Origin of the sequence: Synechococcus sp. N32 (assembly GCF_900473895.1) — a bacterium.
Taxonomy (GTDB): domain Bacteria; phylum Cyanobacteriota; class Cyanobacteriia; order PCC-6307; family Cyanobiaceae; genus Parasynechococcus.
In genome coordinates this window covers 517,396-534,010 of record NZ_UCND01000011.1, presented here as the reverse complement: position 1 = coordinate 534,010, position 16,615 = coordinate 517,396, and the positions used below count along the sequence as shown (strand labels likewise).

Sequence of the window (16,615 nt, the reverse complement as noted above, 5' to 3'; positions counted from 1 at the left end):
ACCCAAATCAGCGGGACACCCAACGCTTGGGCTCGGTTTTGATCGCGATGCGATCAACAAAACCGAGCCAGTGGCGACGCAGCCCCCGACCGGGCATGAAACGGGCTGCGCGCCTCATCTTCCCGCTGCGGCGCTTGTGGCTGCGCACGCCCACAAGGATGTCGTAGAGGAAGTTGTAACCATCCCGGCGGGTCTCAAAAATGCCCAACCGTTGGGGAGATCCCTTGGCATCGAGCAGAGGCTTGGTGGCCTCGTAGGCCGGTTTGTATTCGAACCAGGGAATGGATGGCCAGAGGTGATGAACCAGGTGATAGTTCTGCCCCATGATCAGCCAGTTCATCAGCCTGCCTGGATAGATCCGGGCGTTCGTCCAGCGATTGCGGGAGGTGAACGGCCGATGCGGGAGGTAGTCGAAGAACAAACCCAGCGTCACGCCCACCATCAGGGCAGGGGCAAACCAGCAGTTGAAGATGAACGGCAGGAAGTCAAAGCGTGCCGCCGCCAGCACAATCACCACAAAAATGCTGCGCTCCAGCCCCCACTGCATCAACTCCCAGCGGCGCCAGAGGCGACGCTGAAAGAAAAACCACTCGTGATAGAAAAATCTCGGGGCGATCAGCCAGAGCGGCCCGAACGTGCTGACGATGTGGTCCGGGTCGTTCTTCGGGTCATTCACATGGGCGTGATGCTCAAGATGCACCCGCGTGAACACGGGAAAGCTGAACCCGAGCAACAGCGCCGAGCCATGGCCCATGGCCTGGTTGATCCATCGATTGGGATGGGCTGCGTTGTGGCAGGCGTCATGAATCACCGTCCCTTCCAGATGCAGCGCAAGAAAGCCCGTGCACAGCAGCACCGGCAGGGGCAAGGCCGCCACAAACCAGCCCCAGATGGTCAGAGCCGCCAGGGCATAACCGCCTAGGAAGAGGCCAACGGTGGGGTTCCAGAAGGCCGGCGGGTCAACGAATTCGCGCGGAACCGAGCGATAGCCCATTCCGACCGGACGAGGCTGCTGTTGTTGAGCAGTGCTCTGATGCATCCGGAGGTCAGGCAACAGGTCTGTAACGATCCCGAACCACGGTAGGGAAAGGAATGCCCACCGGGGGACTTGAACCCCCACGACCAAAGCCACTGGTACCTAAAACCAGCGCGTCTACCAATTCCGCCAGGTGGGCAACGCCCCGACTTTAGAGATCGCACCAGAATGGGAGCAGACCGCCACACCTCGGATGCTTGCGACCCTCAGCGGCGATCTCTGCCTCCTGCTCGGCCTGGCACTCCTGTTGCTTCCCCTTCTGGCCGTTGAACTCAGTCGTCCCCGCGATGGTGTTTGGGGCGCGGTGGTCTTGCTGCTGGGTCTCGTTCTGGTCACCAGCACAGACCGTCTACGGGGAGCGCCGATGCTGGCGGTTCTCTGCGCCGGCCTGTTGATCGCACGCTTGGGATCCGAGGTCGGACAGGCCCGCTGGAACAGCCTCAGCGAAACCGAGCAGCAGCGGTTCACCTCGCTCGATCATTGGCGCACCAGCCTTCAACAACTGTTGATCACTACGGGCCGAGTGGGCGAAGGCATCAGCGGCATTGCCAAACAACTCAAACCGGCCGGGAAATCAGGGGTTACGGGCAAAAAATGGGTGCGTCCCGAGTCCCCCGAAACCACTGACGCAAGCGACACCGAATCAGCCGAAGCCGCCAAGGTCACATCTCCAGAGGGCGAAGACTGATAATCCCGAGGCCAGAGCAGGGACCCCGTGAGCAAGGAGACGCGCGACGCCGCCGCTGAGGAACGCCCCTCCTACAAACACACCCTCAATCTGCTGCAGACGGGATTCGGCATGCGCGCCAATGCCGTCCAACGCGAACCTGAACTGCAGGGCTTCTGGAAAGACCACGGCATCGACGGCGAGCTGGGCCTGAACAACAGCGGCCCAACCTTCACCCTCCATGACGGCCCGCCCTACGCCAACGGTGCGCTGCACATGGGGCATGCCCTCAACAAGGTGTTGAAGGACGTCATCAACAAATATCAGGTACTGAACGGGCGGCGAGTGCGCTACGTACCGGGCTGGGACTGCCACGGTCTGCCGATCGAGCTCAAGGTGCTGCAGTCGATGGATCAGGAGCAGCGCAAGGCGCTGACACCGATCAAGCTGCGCAAAAAGGCTGCCGCCTACGCCCGCAAACAGGTGGATGGCCAGATGAAAGGCTTCCAGCGCTGGGGCATCTGGGCGGACTGGGAGGAGCCGTATCTGACTCTGCAAAAGGAGTACGAATCGGCTCAGATTCGGGTGTTTGGCGAGATGGTGCTCAAGGGGCACATCTACCGGGGTCTGAAACCAGTGCACTGGAGCCCAAGTTCACGCACCGCTTTGGCCGAAGCGGAACTGGAGTACCCCGACGGCCACACCAGTCCCAGCGTCTACGCCGCCTTCCCAGCCGTGGAGCTTCCAGCGGCGCTGCGGGATGCACTCAAGGCCGAGGGCCTGGACCTGCCCACGGATACGGACGCCCTTGGGAAGGCCCTGCAGGTGGCGATCTGGACCACCACCCCCTGGACGCTGCCGGCCAACCTGGCGGTGTCGGTGAATGAAAGGCTCGAATACGCCCTGGCCGACGACGGTGAAGGCCGACTGCTGCTGGTGGCTGCCGATCTGATCGAGACGCTGAGAGGCACCCTGGCGCGCCCACTGAGCCGGCGCGCCACCGTCAAAGGTGCTCTGCTCGCTGGGCTGACCTACCGCCACCCGCTGCTGGATCGCACCAGTCCGGTGGTGATCGGAGGCGATTACATCACCACCGAATCAGGCACAGGCCTCGTGCACACCGCACCTGGTCACGGCGTCGACGACTTCCACACCGGCCAGAAGAACGGCCTGCCGGTGCTCTGCCCTGTGGACGAAGCCGGCAACCTCACGGACGAGGCCGGGCCGTTCGCGGGCCTGAATGTGCTCAAGGATGCCAACCCCAAGATCATTGAGGCGCTGGAGTGCGCCGGGGCCCTGCTCAAGCAGGAGGCCTATGGCCACCGCTACCCCTACGACTGGCGCACCAAGAAACCCACCATCTTCCGAGCCACGGAACAGTGGTTTGCCTCCGTGGAAGGGTTCCGTCAACAGGCCCTGGATGCGATCGCCGCCGTGGAGTGGACCCCTGCCTCCGGTCGCAACCGGATCGAATCGATGGTCAAGGAGCGGGGCGACTGGTGCATCTCCCGTCAGCGCACCTGGGGGGTGCCGATTCCCGTCTTTTATCACCGCAGCAACGGCGAGGTGCTGCTGAACGCCGACACCCTGGAGCACATCCAGGCGTTGATCGCCGAGCACGGTGCCGACGTCTGGTGGGAGAAAGACGAAGCGGATCTGCTGCCGCCCGCCTACGCCGACCAGGCCGATCAGTGGCGCAAGGGCACCGACACCATGGACGTGTGGTTCGACTCCGGCTCAAGCTGGGCTGCCGTCGCCAGCCAGCGGGACAACCTGAGCTATCCCGCCGACCTGTACTTGGAAGGGTCCGACCAGCACCGCGGCTGGTTCCAGAGTTCACTGCTCACCTCTGTTGCCGTGAATGGCCACGCTCCCTACAAGCGGGTGCTCACCCATGGCTTCGCCTTGGATGAGAAGGGCCGCAAGATGAGCAAATCCCTCGGCAACGTGGTCGACCCGATGGTGATCATCGAGGGGGGCAAGAACCAGAAACAGGAACCGCCCTACGGCGCCGATGTGCTGCGGCTCTGGGTGAGCTCGGTGGATTACTCCGCCGATGTGCCGATCGGAGCGGGGATTCTGCGCCAGCTGGCCGATGTGTATCGCAAAGTGCGCAACACCAGCCGCTATCTGCTGGGCAACCTGCACGACTTCAATCCGGCAACCGACGCGATCCCGATTGCGGAACTGCCGTTGCTGGACCGCTGGATGCTGCAGCGCACGGCCGAGGTGATGGACGACATCACAGAAGCCTTCGAAGGTTTCGAGTTCTTCCGCTTCTTCCAGCTGCTGCAGAACTTCTGTGTCACCGATCTGTCGAACTTCTACCTCGACATCGCCAAGGACAGGCTCTACGTGAGTGCCCCCGCCGACCAGCGCCGGCGCAGCTGCCAGACCGTGATGGCCCTGATCATCGAACGCCTGGCCGGACTGATCGCCCCTGTCTTGTGCCACATGGCCGAAGACATCTGGCAGAACCTGCCTTACCCCGTGGAGGAGACATCGGTCTTCCACCGCGGCTGGCCGAAGGTCCCAACCGAGTGGCGTGATGCTGCTCTCAGCGCTCCGGTACAAGAGCTGCGGGAGCTCCGCGCCGCCGTCAACAAAGTGCTTGAAGATTGCCGCGGCCGTCAGGAACTTGGCGCGTCGCTTGAGGCAGCCGTACGGATTGACGCCCGCCGTCCGGAACTCCAGGCCGCTCTCTCCTGGCTGAGTGAGACGGGGGATCCCGAGGTAGACGGTCTGCGGGACTGGCTGCTGGTCTCACAACTGCAGATTGGCGGCGAGCCCTGGGCCGAAGTGCTGGCCAGCCAGGACGACGAGCTCGCATCGATCGAGGTGAGCCGAGCGCGGGGAACCAAATGCGAGCGCTGCTGGCACTACGAGGGGGATGTGGGTCAGCACCCGGAACATCCCCACATCTGTGGGCGCTGTGTTGGGGTTCTGGAACGCCGGACTCACCAGTTGGCCTGAGCCAGGAGATCGTTCGGCGGCATCGGTCCAGCCAGGACAACCTCTTGACCTGGCGACAAGGGCCCCTGCAGCAGCTCAGCCTCATCGAGGCTGGTTCCCTCAGGGAGAACGGAGGCATCAGGGTCAAAGGCGGTTGGATGGGTGGTGCTGCTGCTGAACCCACGGAAGATCAGCAACTCAAACGGCTCATCCACGACCTGACCCCGTAGGCGGACAACTCGCTGGGGCTGAACACGCGTTCGCTCTTCCAGGGCCTGAACCAGCGCCTGGTCAGTCATCAGAAATCCCCCGCCACGCGGCCGTAACGGGGCAAACGCACCAACAGCCACTGCAGCAAACCAGCCAGATAAGCCACCAGGGCGACGTACCCCACAAAGGCAGCAACGGCCTCGGTCCACAAACCACCGAACAGAAAATTGAACACCGTGGCCGCAAGACCATGGATGCCCTGAGGAGCTTCCAGCCAGGTGAGGCATGCCGGGGACTCCAGCTGTTGCATGCAGCCCAAACCCGTCACGCTCATGCCCAGGCTGATGAGAGCAAACCCACTGAATGCCCAACGCCACACCTTCACGGCAAGGGGCAGCGGACGCCAGAGCGGCTGGTCGGCCAGCTCCTCATTGATGTCGACCCAGAACCACAGGCTGATCACCATCAACACCGGTGCGACAACCGCCATGGCGTAGCCCAAGGGCCGCTGATCCGTCAGCAGCAAGAGGCTGATCGCCATCAGGCTGGCCACTTTCCAATAGATCCCGAGCAGCCGAAGCACCAACGGCTCGCGACGCCAGGACGACCAGATCAACAGGACCAGAGGCACGCCAACGGCGAAGGTGGCGGCCAGGCGATAGGTCAGCCACACCAGAGCGCGGTACGTGAGCTCGTTCACTGGGGACTGTCACAGTGCCGCCATTATCAACGTCCCGAGCTGTGCTCCAGGGTTGATAAGGTCCGCTTCATGGCACCGTTCGCACCGTTCAGCTGGTTTCGCTCCGGGGGCGCTGAAGCCAGTTGCCGGACAGGGTTGTCTGGCAAAGCGTCCCTGGATGAAGCCGTAAGGGATGTGGTCGAGCAACTGGGCCGATCCAAGGGCGAAGCCGATCTCGCCCTAGTCTTCACCTCCACGGGTTACGCCACCGACCTGCCGCGGCTGCTACCAATGCTTCGCGCCCAGATCAGCGCGAAGCATTGGATCGGATGCACCGGTGGCGGCGTGGTGGGCACCCGCGGCGACGGAAGCGCCGCGGAACTGGAGCAGACACCTGCTTTGAGCGTGACGCTGCTCTCCCTGCCGGGGGCATCGATCGCCACTCAACACCTGAGCATCGAGGAGCTGCCTGATCTGGATGGAGCCGCCCAGCAATGGCAAGACTGGGTTGGCATCACCCCCGAGGCTGCCCGCAGCCAGATCCTGCTGATCGACCCCACCAGCAGTGGAATCAATGACCTGATCAGCGGGCTGGACTACGCCTATCCGAGTGCCGAAAAGATTGGCGGCATCGCAGCACCCCACAACAGCCCGCACGGATCGTTGCTGCTGGATGACCAGGTCGTCACCGGCGCAGTGGTGTGTTCCATCGGGGGAAGCTGGCGGCTCGAAACCGTTGTGGCCCAGGGATGCCGCCCCATCGGCCCGGTCTTCTCAATCGAGCAGGTGCAGCGCAACGTGTTGCTGGAACTCAGTGATGGCAGCACCAAGGCCAGCCCCATCAATTGCCTGCAACGGGTTCTGGCGGACCTCAGCGAACGGGAGCGCGAACTGGTGCGTCACTCGTTGTTCCTCGGTGTGGAACGTAGCAGCCTGCGGCTGAACGCCAACGGAGCAGCCTCGGAAGCGAGTGCCTTCCTGATCCGCAACCTGATCGGAGTCGATCCCAACAATGGCGCCGTGGCCGTTGCAGAGCGGGTGCGCGCCGGCCAAAACGTGCAATTTCACCTGCGCGAAGCAACGGCCTCCCAGGACGAAGCCGTTGCCCTGCTAACGGCAGCGACAACTGATTCTGACGACACGGTCCACTTCGGACTGCTCATGGCCTGCCTGGGACGGGGGCAGGGGCTGTTTGGTCGAGCCGATGGCGACATCAGCCTGGCGCGTCAACTAATGCCAGACCTGCCTGTGGCGGGAGCGTTCTGCAACGGTGAGATCGGACCCGTCGGCGGGACAACACATCTGCATGGCTACACCGCCTGTTGGGGCTTGCTGCGCAAGGACCCCGACAGCTCCTCCGGCAGTGGCTCTGACAATCTCGATTGAACCGGATCGCACCGCTTCAGAACCTTGCGTCAGCACGTCAATCCCCTCAGCAGCTTCTTCCAGTTGCCGCTGGAATTACCACCACCCGAGCAGCTGTTTCGCGTTCCTGATCAGCCGATCCACCTTGATATCGGCTGCGCCCGTGGACGCTGCCTGCTGGGCTTGGCCGAGCGTGATCCCCACTGGAACCATCTCGGCGTTGAAATCCGCCGACCGCTGGTGACGTCTGCCGATCAAGACGCGCTCGCCTCGGAGCACGGCAATGTTCGGATCCTGTTCTGCAACGCCAACATCAGCCTGGAAGGCTGGATGAAGGCCCTGAGGCAGGACCGACTGCAGCGGGTCTCGATCCAATTCCCCGATCCCTGGTTCAAACGCAGGCACCACAAGCGCCGGGTCCTGCAGCCGGCGCTTCTGCTCGCCATCGCAACAGCCCTGCAGCCCGGCCGTGAGCTGTTTCTGCAGAGCGATGTTCTGGACGTAATTGAGCCGATGGTGGCTCTCACCGAACTCAGCGACTGTTTCGACCGCCCCGCCGAGGACCAACGTCCCTGGCGCGCCAGCAACCCGCTTTCGGTTCCCACGGAACGGGAGCGCTACGTGCTTGAGCAAAACCTCCCCGTCTACCGGGTGCTCTATCGCCGGAACCAGAATCCACTTCCTTCCGTGTCAGATCTGGAACAGCGCTGGCAGGAGATCGATAATCCGGCGGAAGCACTCACCACCTGAAGCCCCACGATGGCCTCTGCGGATGCAACCCAGACGGCAAGCAGTGGGGCCCTGTTGGTGCGCTGGCAGGGGGTGATCACTCCGGATCAGGCGGTGCCGAAACGCCTTGAAAGGCTGGCGGGACTCCTGCTGCTGGCCTTGTTCACGGGTCTTCCTTTCTTCACACGCACAGGCCTGGCCCTGGTGATTGCAGCCTGCGGCGTTCTGTGGCTGCTCTGGTGCCTCTGCAGTCCGCCACCTCAGCGAGTCGGAACCATCTCGCGCTGGCTGATGCTTTTTCTGGCCATTGCGATTGTGGCCACGGGGTGTTCTCCAGTTCCAATCGCCGCCAGCAAAGGCCTGATCAAACTGCTCAGCTACCTGGGCGTTTATGCCTTGCTCTGCAAGCTGCTGCTGAGCAACAGCCGATGGTGGAACTGGCTGATCGCCGGACTGCTGAGTGGCGGCCTCTTCAGCAGTGTTCTGGCTTTGCGACAGCTGTATGCCTCCAGCGAGGCACTGGCGGGCTGGGCCGATCCGAATTCCATCAGTGCCGGCACCGTTCGGATCTATGGCCCCCTGGGAAACCCCAACCTCCTGGCGGGTTACCTGCTGCCGCTGATTCCCTTCGCAGCGATCGCACTGGTGCGCTGGCGTGGGGTGGGAGCCCAGCTGTTTGCCGGAACCACATTGGTGTTGGCATCAACAGCCACGCTGTTCACCTACAGCCGCGGCGGCTGGCTGGGAATGGTTGCTGCCGGTGCCGTGCTGCTGTTGTTGCTGCTGCTGCGCTGGACACGCCACTGGCCTCCGCTTTGGAGACGTCTTGTGCCTCTGGCCGTGCTGCTGGTTGGAGCCGCTTGCCTTGTGGTGGCGGCCACCCAGATCGATCCGATCCGCACGCGCATCACCAGCCTGCTGGCGGGACGGGGGGATAGTTCCAACAACTTCCGCATCAACGTCTGGATGGCGGCCATCCAGATGGTGCAAGACCGTCCCTGGCTGGGCATCGGCCCTGGCAATACGGCGTTCAACAGCATCTATCCCCTGTATCAGCAACCGAAGTTCAACGCCCTCAGTGCCTACTCCGTTCCCTTGGAAATCCTGGTGGAAACCGGCATTCCCGGGCTGCTGGCCTGCCTGGGATTGCTGGCCAGCTGCCTGAGGCAGGGCCTCAAGCAGCTCAATGCCGATGCTCCAAGCGCTTTGGCATCCATCGCCAGCCTCGCTGCCATCGCTGGCCTGCTGATGCAGGGCAGCACCGACACAATTTTCTTCCGCCCCGAAGTGCAGCTGATCGGCTGGTTTGCTCTTGCCAGCCTGGTGAGTCGACCCAGGGAATCATGAGACTGCTCGCTGGATTCGATGCCGGACAGACGCACACCCGCTGCCGCCTCAGCGTGGTTCAGAACGACATGCACCAGCCTGTTGGAGAAGGCGAGGGCCCCGGAGTCAGCCACCTGGATGCCCCCCAGGGTGAACGTCGTTTCCTCGAGGCGATCAGCACCAGTGCGCAACAGGCCCTGAAAAATCATCCCGATGGCGTGATCCAGGCGGCCGTTGTGGGAGCCAGCGGCATCGAACACGGAACAGCGTTGCAACAGCGTGCTGAACGTTTGGTGGGGCAAGCCCTGGCCATCGGTGATGACACAGGCTTGACCAAGGTGCTGGTCACTGGAGACGAACGCACCGCCTTGCGAGGTGCGATCCCTGAAGGCGCAGGAATCCTGGCGATCAGCGGCACCGGAATGATCGTGCTGGGCCGAGACGAGAAGGGCCATGAACACCGCTGTGGCGGCTGGGGATGGCTGCTCGATGGAGCCGGCTCGGCCTTTGATCTGGGCCACCAGGGATTGCAGCTGACCCTGCGCATGGCCGATGGACGCCTGCCCGACCATCCGCTGCGCCTGCAGATCTGGAATCAGATGGGCTGCGACAGCCACGCCGCAGTGAAAGCCCGGGTGGTGCAGCAGGACTTCGGCACGGCTGACTTTGCAGCCTTGGCTCCACTGGTGGTGGAAGCCGCAGCCAAGAACTGCCCTGGCGCGGAGGAGATCGTTCAGGGATCGGCAGCAGCCCTCTCCCGCTGCATCAGCACCGTGGCCCAGCAGCTTTCCCTGCGCTCCCCCCTGGTGGTCTGCCATGGAGGAGCCGTCACCCGTCTCCAGGGGTTCCGCACAGCCGTGCAACAGGCCATCCATCAGTCGATTCCCGAAGCCCGATGGGGCAAAGCCAGGGGCGATGCCTGTGATGGCGCCCTCTTGATGGCCGCGGGCTTAAGCCTCAGGCCGCGTTGAGATGATCCTCGGCAACGGCGGCCAGATGCCCCGTCCAATGCTCCACAGCGTCCGACTGCTCGGCTTCCACCATCACCCGCAAGACGGGCTCTGTACCACTGGCCCGCACCAAAATGCGACCGGTCTCACCCATCGACTGCTCCGCTGAAGCAATGGCGTCGGTGAGAGCAGTGCAAGCGCTCCAGTTCTTACGGCGCAAACGGTCGATCACCCGCACATTGACCAATTTCTGCGGGTAGGCCTGAAAACTGCGGTCCAACCAATCGCTGAGGCTGATGCCCTGGGCATGGCACAAGGTGGCCAACTGAACGGCGGTCAGAACACCATCGCCACACAGCCCATGGGAGGCGGAAAGGATGTGGCCGGATTGTTCTCCACCGAGGCCCGCGCCACTGGCCACCATCGCGGCATGGACGTGCTGATCTCCCACCGGCGTGCGATCAAGGGTGCCGCCCCGCTGCTGCCAGGCACGCTCGAAGCCAAGGTTCGACATCACAGTGGCCACCAACCGCTGATCGGGGAGCGCCTGCTGCTCCTGCAGCACGGATCCCCAGAGAAACAGCACGTGGTCGCCGTCGATGATCCGGCCGCGGCCGTCCACCGCCAGCATCCGATCGGCATCACCATCAAAGGCAAAACCCATCGCCGCTCCGCGCTCGATCACAGCCCGTTGCAGCGGTTCCAGATGGGTTGACCCGCAAGCCACGTTGATGCGGGAGCCATCGGGTTCCCCATGGAGCACGGTGAGATCAGCCCCCAGGGCACGGAAGGCATCGGCACCGCACGCCGTCGCGGATCCCCAGCAGAGGTCCAAAACGATGGGAACGCCATCCAGTCGCCGTTCAGCCACCGATTGCTGCAACACCTCTCTGTAGCCATCCAGGAGATCGGCGCTGGATCGCGCCACACCGCAGCGGAATGTTGCTTGCTCAGCCATGGGCGTCTGCCCCTGCAGACCGGCTTCCACCTGGGCTTGACGGGACGCGCTGAGTTTGGCGCCATCGGCCCCAAACACTTTGATGCCGTTGTCTGCAGGGGGGTTATGGCTGGCGGAGACCATCAGGCCGCCGGCGGCCCCCAGCTGGCGGATCAACAACGGAACCGCCGGCGTCGGACAGAGCCCAAGGGTCCACACATCGCGACCAGCGGCCGTCAAGCCGGCCGTCAGGGCAGCAACCACCATGCTGCCGCTGGTCCGGGAGTCCATCCCGATCAGAACAGGACCTTCCGCCTGCAAAACCCGACCGACCCAATAGCCCACCTGAAGACATAGAGCGGGGGTGAGAACCGTGCCGGCGAGCCCACGGATTCCATCGGTCCCAAACCCTGGCGCAGCGTCACCGAGAGCGGGGCCGATCGGGGAGCACGCCTCTTGAACCATGGGTCTCAATCGTGGACAGCACCATAGGAAGCACCTCTGAGGCTGATTCCCAGGGACGTGACAGGTGCAGCTCTGCCCTCCACGGCCCACAGGCGATCAAAGGCTCGCCAACTCTCTTTGAAGCATCAGAATGAAACAAGTTCAAGGTTGGGTGTGCAGGCAGGGCCGCGAATCGGAACGCTGCTGCTGCTTTCGGTTGCTGGTTTCAGTGGGTTGGCTGCATGGGGCGGGCAGCTGCTTCTGAACAAGCAGCATCAGCGCCTCACGCCTGAGATCTCGCAGGCAAGGCTCTGGCAGCACTACCGCTGGGCCATCGATCCGCAGACCCGTCGAGAGGCCGCCCTGTTGATGGTGGCGAGGGATGGGTCACCGCAACTGCTCCATGGCCAAGGCTGGGGGCGCGATCCGATGGCGGCCGTGGTGCTCGAACGGGCAGCCCTCACCGCTGCCACGCAGGGCAAGCCATCGGACGCTGCTGAGACCTGGCAGCGCCTGTTGGATCGCTTTCCCGAAGCACCCGGCTCCGCTTGGGCTCGATTGGCGCTTGGCAACAACAATCCCGTTCTTCATCAGCAGCTGCTCCAACAGCAACCCGCACACCCCGCAGCACTGACCCTGGCGGCTCGGGATGGCTCCGAAGCGCTAGCAAGCCATCAAGGCGCCTTGCACCTGGCCCGTTGGAATGCGCGCCGAGCCGGCGCCCTTGGGCTGATGCGTGACGCCTGCGAGGCCACGGGGGCGCGGGCACCTCAACCCGACCAACGCCAAACCTTGGCGCAAGCACTGGCAAAACAAGGCCATGCAGACACCGCAGTGACCTGTCTTCAGGAGCTTGAGGCCTCCCCTGAGACCCAGCTGGCCATCGGTCGTTCCCTGATGCTGCATGGCGACCCTGATGCAGGCACAGCCCGGCTGCTGACCCTGGCGCAGAACCACCCAAACCACCCCGCCAGCCTTGAAGCAGCACGGATCTTGAGCGAACCGCTCGATGCCCAGCCTGGGGTTCTGGATGCGCTTCCGGCTGCCCTTGAGGAGCGCTCAGCCGCTGTTGCAGCAGCTCGCGTGCGACTCGCCGGCGGCGATGGGGCGGATGCCGCCCTGAGCCGCTGGCCCAACGACCCCGACATCTGGCAACTGCAATGGGACCTCGCCCGCGAGGCATTTCTGGCTGGAGATTGGGATCGTGCCCGTGCCCTGCTGGAACGCCCCGATAAAAATGGCCCCCTGCCTCCACCGTTGGAGACGCGGCGGCTGTTCTGGTTGGGGCTTAGCCACAAGCAACTCGGCGAAACGACAAAGGCAGAACGCAGCTGGCGCCGCCTGATCGGGGCCTTCCCGGGGGGCTACTACCGCTGGCGCGCCATGGAGCACCTGGGTGTGGCCGAACCCCTGGCGTTGCGATCCCCAGACCCGCAGCAGGAGCCGCCAGCCTGGCAACCGCTCAACAGCCATCACCGCCTGGTGAACGAGCTTTGGCGCCTGGGCCAGGTGCACGCCGCCTGGGAGGCCTGGCAGGCCCAGGCAGACCCTGCAGTCCCGCCGCCACCTGAAGAACGTCTCGCCGAAGGCAGGCTGCGCCTCGCCATCGGGGACACCTGGATGGGACTGGACCAGCTCTGGTGGCTCAGCCTCCGCTGGCGTAATCCGAGCTGCCATCAACGGACTCTCCTGCATCGCAGCCAATTCCCTCGCCTCTTCGAAGCTGAGATACAGACAGCGGCAGAGCAAGCAGGCGTTCAGGCCAATCTGCTGCGAGCGATCGCCAAACAGGAATCACGCTTTGCTCCTGGTGTCGTCTCCCCTGCTGGGGCTGTAGGCGTGATGCAATTGATGCCCTCCACAGCCACAGAGATGGCTGACGCACCAACCAGCACGCTGATGCTGAAGGATCCCGCCGACAACTTCGAACTGGGCGCGCGCTACCTCAACCACTTGCTGGAGCAATGGGAAAGCGACCCCTTTCGCAGCATTGCCAGCTACAACGCCGGGCCTGGTGCTGTGGCCTCTTGGGCACAACCCTCGGATCAAGACGACGATGCACTCTGGGTGGAACGCATTCCCTACCCGGAAACACGCTTCTACACCAAGAAAGTGCTGGACAATCTGCTCGGCTACCTAGGCGGCAATCAATCGTTCTGCAACGAGACTGGCGCTGGGATGGGGCAGAAGCGTGCCGGCGACGATGCCAGCGATCACGACCAAACTCATCAGAAGCAGGCAGATCCCGGCGGCGGGCAGAACACCGATGCGGATGAGATCGAGCCTGGCCAAGAGCACGGCTGAGGCCAGGATCAACACGTCGGTGAGCACATTGAGCTTCAGCAGATAGATGCCACCGGTGATCACCACCAGCAGCGTGACCACCAACGTCATCACCCGGCTCGACGCCATCAGCAACGACACCTGGCGCAACAGCAGATCGGGCATGGTGCAGAAGATGACAACCACCTGGGTCTGCAGCAGCACGAGACACCAGAACCAGGCCGCACTCACGCCATTGAGAGACGTGAAGGAGGGCTGAACAATCTGCCAATGGTTGCCGAGCACAACCGCAACGAGAAACAGCACCGTCAGCAACGGCGCCCGAACCGGAAGGCTTAGCAGTCGCAGAATTGGCATGGCGTCAAGGTAGCGGCGGCCTTTCGAAGGAGCTGCCAGAGTGATCGCTGCGGTTGACGTGCGATGACAGGCACCCCGGAGTCTTCGCCCCTGGGCACAGCGCAGCGATGGGTGCTGGTGCTGATTGCGGTAGCTCTGGCCATGGGCCTGGTTGTCCTACGCGGAGGCATTCAGAGCGAAAGTCCGATGGAGCAGCTGGCGAGACGATCCCTCGACCCACAAACAGCGTTAACCAACGGACGCCCAACGCTGATCGAGTTCTACGCCGATTGGTGCCAGGTCTGCAGAGAGATGGCACCTTCGATGCTGGCTTTGGAGAAGCAATCGCGAGATCGACTCGATGTTGTTCTGGTCAACGTCGACAACCCCCGTTGGCAAGATCTGGTTGATCGCTACGACGTCAACGGCATTCCCCAGTTGAACCTGTTCAACGCTGAGGGGGAAGCCAAGGGGCGATCCCTCGGCTTGCGCAGCGCTGAGGAACTCCAGCTGCTCACCACAGCTCTGCTTGAAAATCAGCCGTTGCCGGCCTTGCCTGGCGTCGGCAACGTCAGCCAACTGCTGACGCCCCCCTCTGCGAACAACGCGGTGGCAGGGGCCTCGAGCCCAGCCAACGCGGGACCCCGCAGCCATGGTTGACACGCCTCGCCATGATCACCACAACTCGTCACTCTGACGCTCCCATGGACCGCTTTCGGGTCGATCTGATCGCAGCTACGCCGAACCCGCAGCAATGCGTGTACGCCGCCATGCATCAGGACTACAGCGAAGGATTCGTGGCCGGAGATCGTGCCAACTGGCCCGATGAGCAGCGGGCTGGAGAGATCTGTGTGAAACGCCTGCTGTCTGGAGAGCGCGGCCACTACGGCCCTATGGAGCATGCGCAGATCGTGCTGAACGTGGGCTGGTTCCCGCACTCGGTGATGCAGCAGGCCCGCACCCACCGGGTTGGGGTGAGCTTCGATGTGCAGTCGATGCGTTACACCGGTGAACGCATCTGCCGTGCAGCGGATGGGGCCCTGGACCTGGAAGAGGTGTTCTATCTGCGGCCCATCGGCGAGTACAGCGATCGGCAGGGCAAGAAATACGCCTACACCGAAGCACTACGCCAACAGGATCTTGATCTCTGCCGTAGCGCCGCCGAGCGCTACAGGGATCTGCTCAGGGCGGGCTTCTCCGAGGAGCACGCCCGCGGCATCCTTCCCTTCGACTACCGCCAGCATTTTGTGGTGAGCTTCAGCCTGCGGGCGTTCCTGCACTTCATGGACCTGCGGGCCAAGCTCGATGCCCAGCTGGAGATCCGCCAGCTCTGTGATCTGATGTGGCCCCACATGGTGGAGTGGGCCCCTGAATTTGCAGCCTGGTACGAGAAGAGCAGGCTGCACCGGGCGCGTTTGGCCCCCTAATCAGAGAGAACTAGACCTTGGCCAGCGTCACCCGTTCCGGTTGGTGCTGGTACTTGCCTTGTCGATCGCTGTAGGTGGTCGAACATGGATCACCCTCAAAAAACAGCAGCTGACAGATGCCCTCATCGGCATAGATGCGGCAGTCAGCACCAGAACTGTTGCTGAATTCAAGGGTGAGGTGACCCTCCCAGCTCGCTTCTGCCGGGGTGGTGTTCACGATGATTCCAAGGCGGGCATAGGTGCTCTTGCCCAAACAGATCACGGTGATGTTGGGGGGAACCCTCAACTTCTCCAGGGCCACACCGAGGCCATAGGAATGGGCCGGGAGAATGAAATATCGCCCATCTTCATCCTCATGAAGGGGAGTGGGTTCGAGGTTGGCCGGGTTGAACCGCTTGGGGTTCATCACCGTGCCTGGAACATGCCGGAAGATCAGAAATTCCTGGGGAGAAAGGCGTAGGTCGTAGCCGTAGGAGGAGCAACCAAAACTCAGCACTGGCCGCAGCTTCTGCTCGGGCTCCAGGTGACGGACCAAACCGCTCTGGAATGGCTCGATCATTCCCTGCCCGGCCTGTTCAGTGATCCAGCGATCGCACTTGAGCATCAGAAACCTCGGCGCAACTCCGTGACTTGATCTGCCATCTCCACCACACCGGCGGGGATTGCAGGTCCAGTGATGATCACATCCATCGAAGCGGGCCGCTGCTCAAGGGCTGCAATCACGTCCGCCTCATCCAGGTATCCGAAGGCCACGGCAAGGCCGAGTTCATCCAACACCAGCTGGTCGAGATCTCCCTGGATCAGATGCTGACGGCAGATGGACCAAACCTCAGCCACCGCCTCCGCACCACCGGGATGCCCCGGCGAGGAGAGGCAGAGGGGCACTTCCGGCCGCAGCCAGACGAGGCCTCCGCAGAGCTGCACCCGGCCGGCCGGTCCCTGCTGCACGCCCCCTTTAAGGAACTGACTGATCAGAACACGACTGCCCAAGCCGGCAGCTCGCATGGCCTGGCTGAGAACACTGGCGAAACTGCCTCGATAAGGCGCCGTATGCACTTGCAGCTGCCCTTCGGGAGCCACCAGATGTAGGGGTGGCGGATCAGTGACGGCAGGCAAGGGCCTCAGGCCCGCCCGTTGCAAGGCCTGCTGATCCCGATCCAGGGAATTTGGGAAGGATTGGGGGTCGGCGAGGCTTGTGGTCATCACGGAAGCATCTGTCCGGGCGACCCCGGCGAGACCTTGAATGTAGCGGCGAGATCACATTCCACAAGGGG

The 16,615-nt window shown here is 63.1% G+C and carries 15 protein-coding genes, 1 tRNA gene and 1 pseudogene; 9 read left to right on the top strand and 8 right to left on the bottom strand.

Annotated elements, in window-relative coordinates:
- Positions 1-7: 7 nt before the first annotated feature.
- Together crtR and DXY35_RS06365 are read right to left on the bottom strand one after the other, a co-directional pair.
- Positions 8-1,039: a beta-carotene hydroxylase gene (crtR, locus tag DXY35_RS06370; RefSeq protein WP_115081577.1), complete on the bottom strand. Its 1,032-nt coding sequence runs from the start codon at positions 1,037-1,039 to the stop codon at positions 8-10.
- A gap of 54 nt (positions 1,040-1,093) precedes the next feature.
- Positions 1,094-1,175 (bottom strand) — tRNA-Leu (locus tag DXY35_RS06365).
- Between the two features lie 54 nt (positions 1,176-1,229).
- On the opposite strand from DXY35_RS06365, the gene DXY35_RS06360 reads away from it, so the two are divergent.
- Positions 1,230-1,724 carry a Ycf66 family protein gene (locus tag DXY35_RS06360; protein ID WP_115081576.1) on the top strand — a complete coding sequence of 165 codons (495 nt, stop codon included), beginning with the start codon at positions 1,230-1,232 and terminating at the stop codon, positions 1,722-1,724.
- A gap of 27 nt (positions 1,725-1,751) precedes the next feature.
- Positions 1,752-4,676: an isoleucine--tRNA ligase gene (ileS, locus tag DXY35_RS06355; RefSeq protein ID WP_115081575.1), complete on the top strand. Its 2,925-nt coding sequence runs from the start codon at positions 1,752-1,754 to the stop codon at positions 4,674-4,676.
- Here ileS and DXY35_RS06350 read toward each other — a convergent pair.
- Positions 4,661-4,954 (bottom strand): hypothetical protein, encoded by a 294-nt coding sequence (locus tag DXY35_RS06350; protein ID WP_115081574.1) that lies wholly within the window; start codon positions 4,952-4,954, stop codon positions 4,661-4,663. The two genes, ileS and DXY35_RS06350, sit on opposite strands and share 16 nt — an antisense overlap.
- Entirely contained in the window at positions 4,954-5,565 is a 612-nt protein-coding gene (locus DXY35_RS06345) for a DUF3177 family protein (protein WP_115081573.1), read from the bottom strand. Before DXY35_RS06345 ends, DXY35_RS06350 begins: the two co-directional genes overlap by 1 nt.
- A gap of 69 nt (positions 5,566-5,634) precedes the next feature.
- Here DXY35_RS06345 and DXY35_RS06340 point away from each other — a divergent pair, with 69 nt between their 5' ends.
- Genes DXY35_RS06340 through DXY35_RS06325 form a run of 4 tightly spaced genes read left to right on the top strand, consistent with a single transcriptional unit; the run spans position 5,635 to position 9,935 of the window.
- Positions 5,635-6,930, top strand: coding sequence for an FIST N-terminal domain-containing protein (locus DXY35_RS06340; protein WP_115081572.1), 1,296 nt, complete (start codon positions 5,635-5,637; stop codon positions 6,928-6,930).
- Between the two features lie 24 nt (positions 6,931-6,954).
- Positions 6,955-7,659 carry a tRNA (guanosine(46)-N7)-methyltransferase TrmB gene (trmB, locus tag DXY35_RS06335; protein ID WP_115081571.1) on the top strand — a complete coding sequence of 235 codons (705 nt, stop codon included), beginning with the start codon at positions 6,955-6,957 and terminating at the stop codon, positions 7,657-7,659.
- A 9-nt stretch (positions 7,660-7,668) separates the two neighbouring features.
- Positions 7,669-8,985, top strand: coding sequence for an IctB family putative bicarbonate transporter (locus tag DXY35_RS06330; RefSeq protein WP_115081570.1), 1,317 nt, complete (start codon positions 7,669-7,671; stop codon positions 8,983-8,985).
- A complete protein-coding gene (locus DXY35_RS06325; protein ID WP_115081569.1) occupies positions 8,982-9,935 on the top strand; it encodes a BadF/BadG/BcrA/BcrD ATPase family protein in 954 nt (317 codons plus the stop codon). The genes DXY35_RS06330 and DXY35_RS06325 overlap by 4 nt, the downstream gene beginning before the upstream one ends.
- On the opposite strand, the gene glmM is transcribed toward DXY35_RS06325, so the two are convergent.
- Complete coding sequence (glmM, locus tag DXY35_RS06320; protein ID WP_115081568.1) at positions 9,922-11,316, bottom strand: phosphoglucosamine mutase; 1,395 nt, start codon at positions 11,314-11,316, stop codon at positions 9,922-9,924. The genes DXY35_RS06325 and glmM overlap by 14 nt on opposite strands.
- Positions 11,317-11,664: 348 nt before the next feature.
- On the opposite strand from glmM, the pseudogene DXY35_RS13185 reads away from it, so the two are divergent.
- Positions 11,665-13,344 (top strand): annotated as a pseudogene (locus tag DXY35_RS13185) (transglycosylase SLT domain-containing protein); the annotation flags it as partial.
- An 87-nt stretch (positions 13,345-13,431) separates the two neighbouring features.
- Here DXY35_RS13185 and DXY35_RS13100 read toward each other — a convergent pair.
- Positions 13,432-13,935: a hypothetical protein gene (locus DXY35_RS13100; protein ID WP_244272945.1), complete on the bottom strand. Its 504-nt coding sequence runs from the start codon at positions 13,933-13,935 to the stop codon at positions 13,432-13,434.
- A 63-nt stretch (positions 13,936-13,998) separates the two neighbouring features.
- On the opposite strand from DXY35_RS13100, the gene DXY35_RS06305 reads away from it, so the two are divergent.
- Both DXY35_RS06305 and thyX read left to right on the top strand, forming a co-directional pair.
- Positions 13,999-14,574 carry a thioredoxin domain-containing protein gene (locus DXY35_RS06305; RefSeq protein WP_115081567.1) on the top strand — a complete coding sequence of 192 codons (576 nt, stop codon included), beginning with the start codon at positions 13,999-14,001 and terminating at the stop codon, positions 14,572-14,574.
- A 44-nt stretch (positions 14,575-14,618) separates the two neighbouring features.
- Entirely contained in the window at positions 14,619-15,341 is a 723-nt protein-coding gene (gene thyX, locus DXY35_RS06300; protein WP_114988139.1) for an FAD-dependent thymidylate synthase, read from the top strand.
- 10 nt (positions 15,342-15,351) lie between these two features.
- Here thyX and dcd read toward each other — a convergent pair whose 3' ends face one another.
- Together dcd and DXY35_RS06290 are read right to left on the bottom strand one after the other, a co-directional pair.
- Entirely contained in the window at positions 15,352-15,945 is a 594-nt protein-coding gene (gene dcd / locus DXY35_RS06295; protein WP_006849961.1) for a dCTP deaminase, read from the bottom strand.
- Complete coding sequence (locus DXY35_RS06290) at positions 15,945-16,544, bottom strand: cob(I)yrinic acid a,c-diamide adenosyltransferase (protein ID WP_115081631.1); 600 nt, start codon at positions 16,542-16,544, stop codon at positions 15,945-15,947. The genes dcd and DXY35_RS06290 overlap by 1 nt, the downstream gene beginning before the upstream one ends.
- Between the last annotated feature and the right edge of the window lie 71 nt (positions 16,545-16,615).

Bases quoted from the DNA above. Each gene is read 5' to 3' on its own strand.
- crtR (WP_115081577.1), bottom strand. From the start codon at position 1,039: ATGCATCAGAGCACTGCTCAACAACAGCAGCCTCGTCCGGTCGGAATG.
- DXY35_RS06360 (WP_115081576.1), top strand. From the start codon at position 1,230: ATGCTTGCGACCCTCAGCGGCGATCTCTGCCTCCTGCTCGGCCTGGCA.
- DXY35_RS06350 (WP_115081574.1), bottom strand. From the start codon at position 4,954: ATGACTGACCAGGCGCTGGTTCAGGCCCTGGAAGAGCGAACGCGTGTT.
- DXY35_RS06340 (WP_115081572.1), top strand. From the start codon at position 5,635: ATGGCACCGTTCGCACCGTTCAGCTGGTTTCGCTCCGGGGGCGCTGAA.
- DXY35_RS06330 (WP_115081570.1), top strand. From the start codon at position 7,669: ATGGCCTCTGCGGATGCAACCCAGACGGCAAGCAGTGGGGCCCTGTTG.
- DXY35_RS06325 (WP_115081569.1), top strand. From the start codon at position 8,982: ATGAGACTGCTCGCTGGATTCGATGCCGGACAGACGCACACCCGCTGC.
- glmM (WP_115081568.1), bottom strand. From the start codon at position 11,316: ATGGTTCAAGAGGCGTGCTCCCCGATCGGCCCCGCTCTCGGTGACGCT.
- DXY35_RS13100 (WP_244272945.1), bottom strand. From the start codon at position 13,935: ATGCCAATTCTGCGACTGCTAAGCCTTCCGGTTCGGGCGCCGTTGCTG.
- DXY35_RS06305 (WP_115081567.1), top strand. From the start codon at position 13,999: ATGACAGGCACCCCGGAGTCTTCGCCCCTGGGCACAGCGCAGCGATGG.
- thyX (WP_114988139.1), top strand. From the start codon at position 14,619: ATGGACCGCTTTCGGGTCGATCTGATCGCAGCTACGCCGAACCCGCAG.
- dcd (WP_006849961.1), bottom strand. From the start codon at position 15,945: ATGCTCAAGTGCGATCGCTGGATCACTGAACAGGCCGGGCAGGGAATG.
- DXY35_RS06290 (WP_115081631.1), bottom strand. From the start codon at position 16,544: ATGACCACAAGCCTCGCCGACCCCCAATCCTTCCCAAATTCCCTGGAT.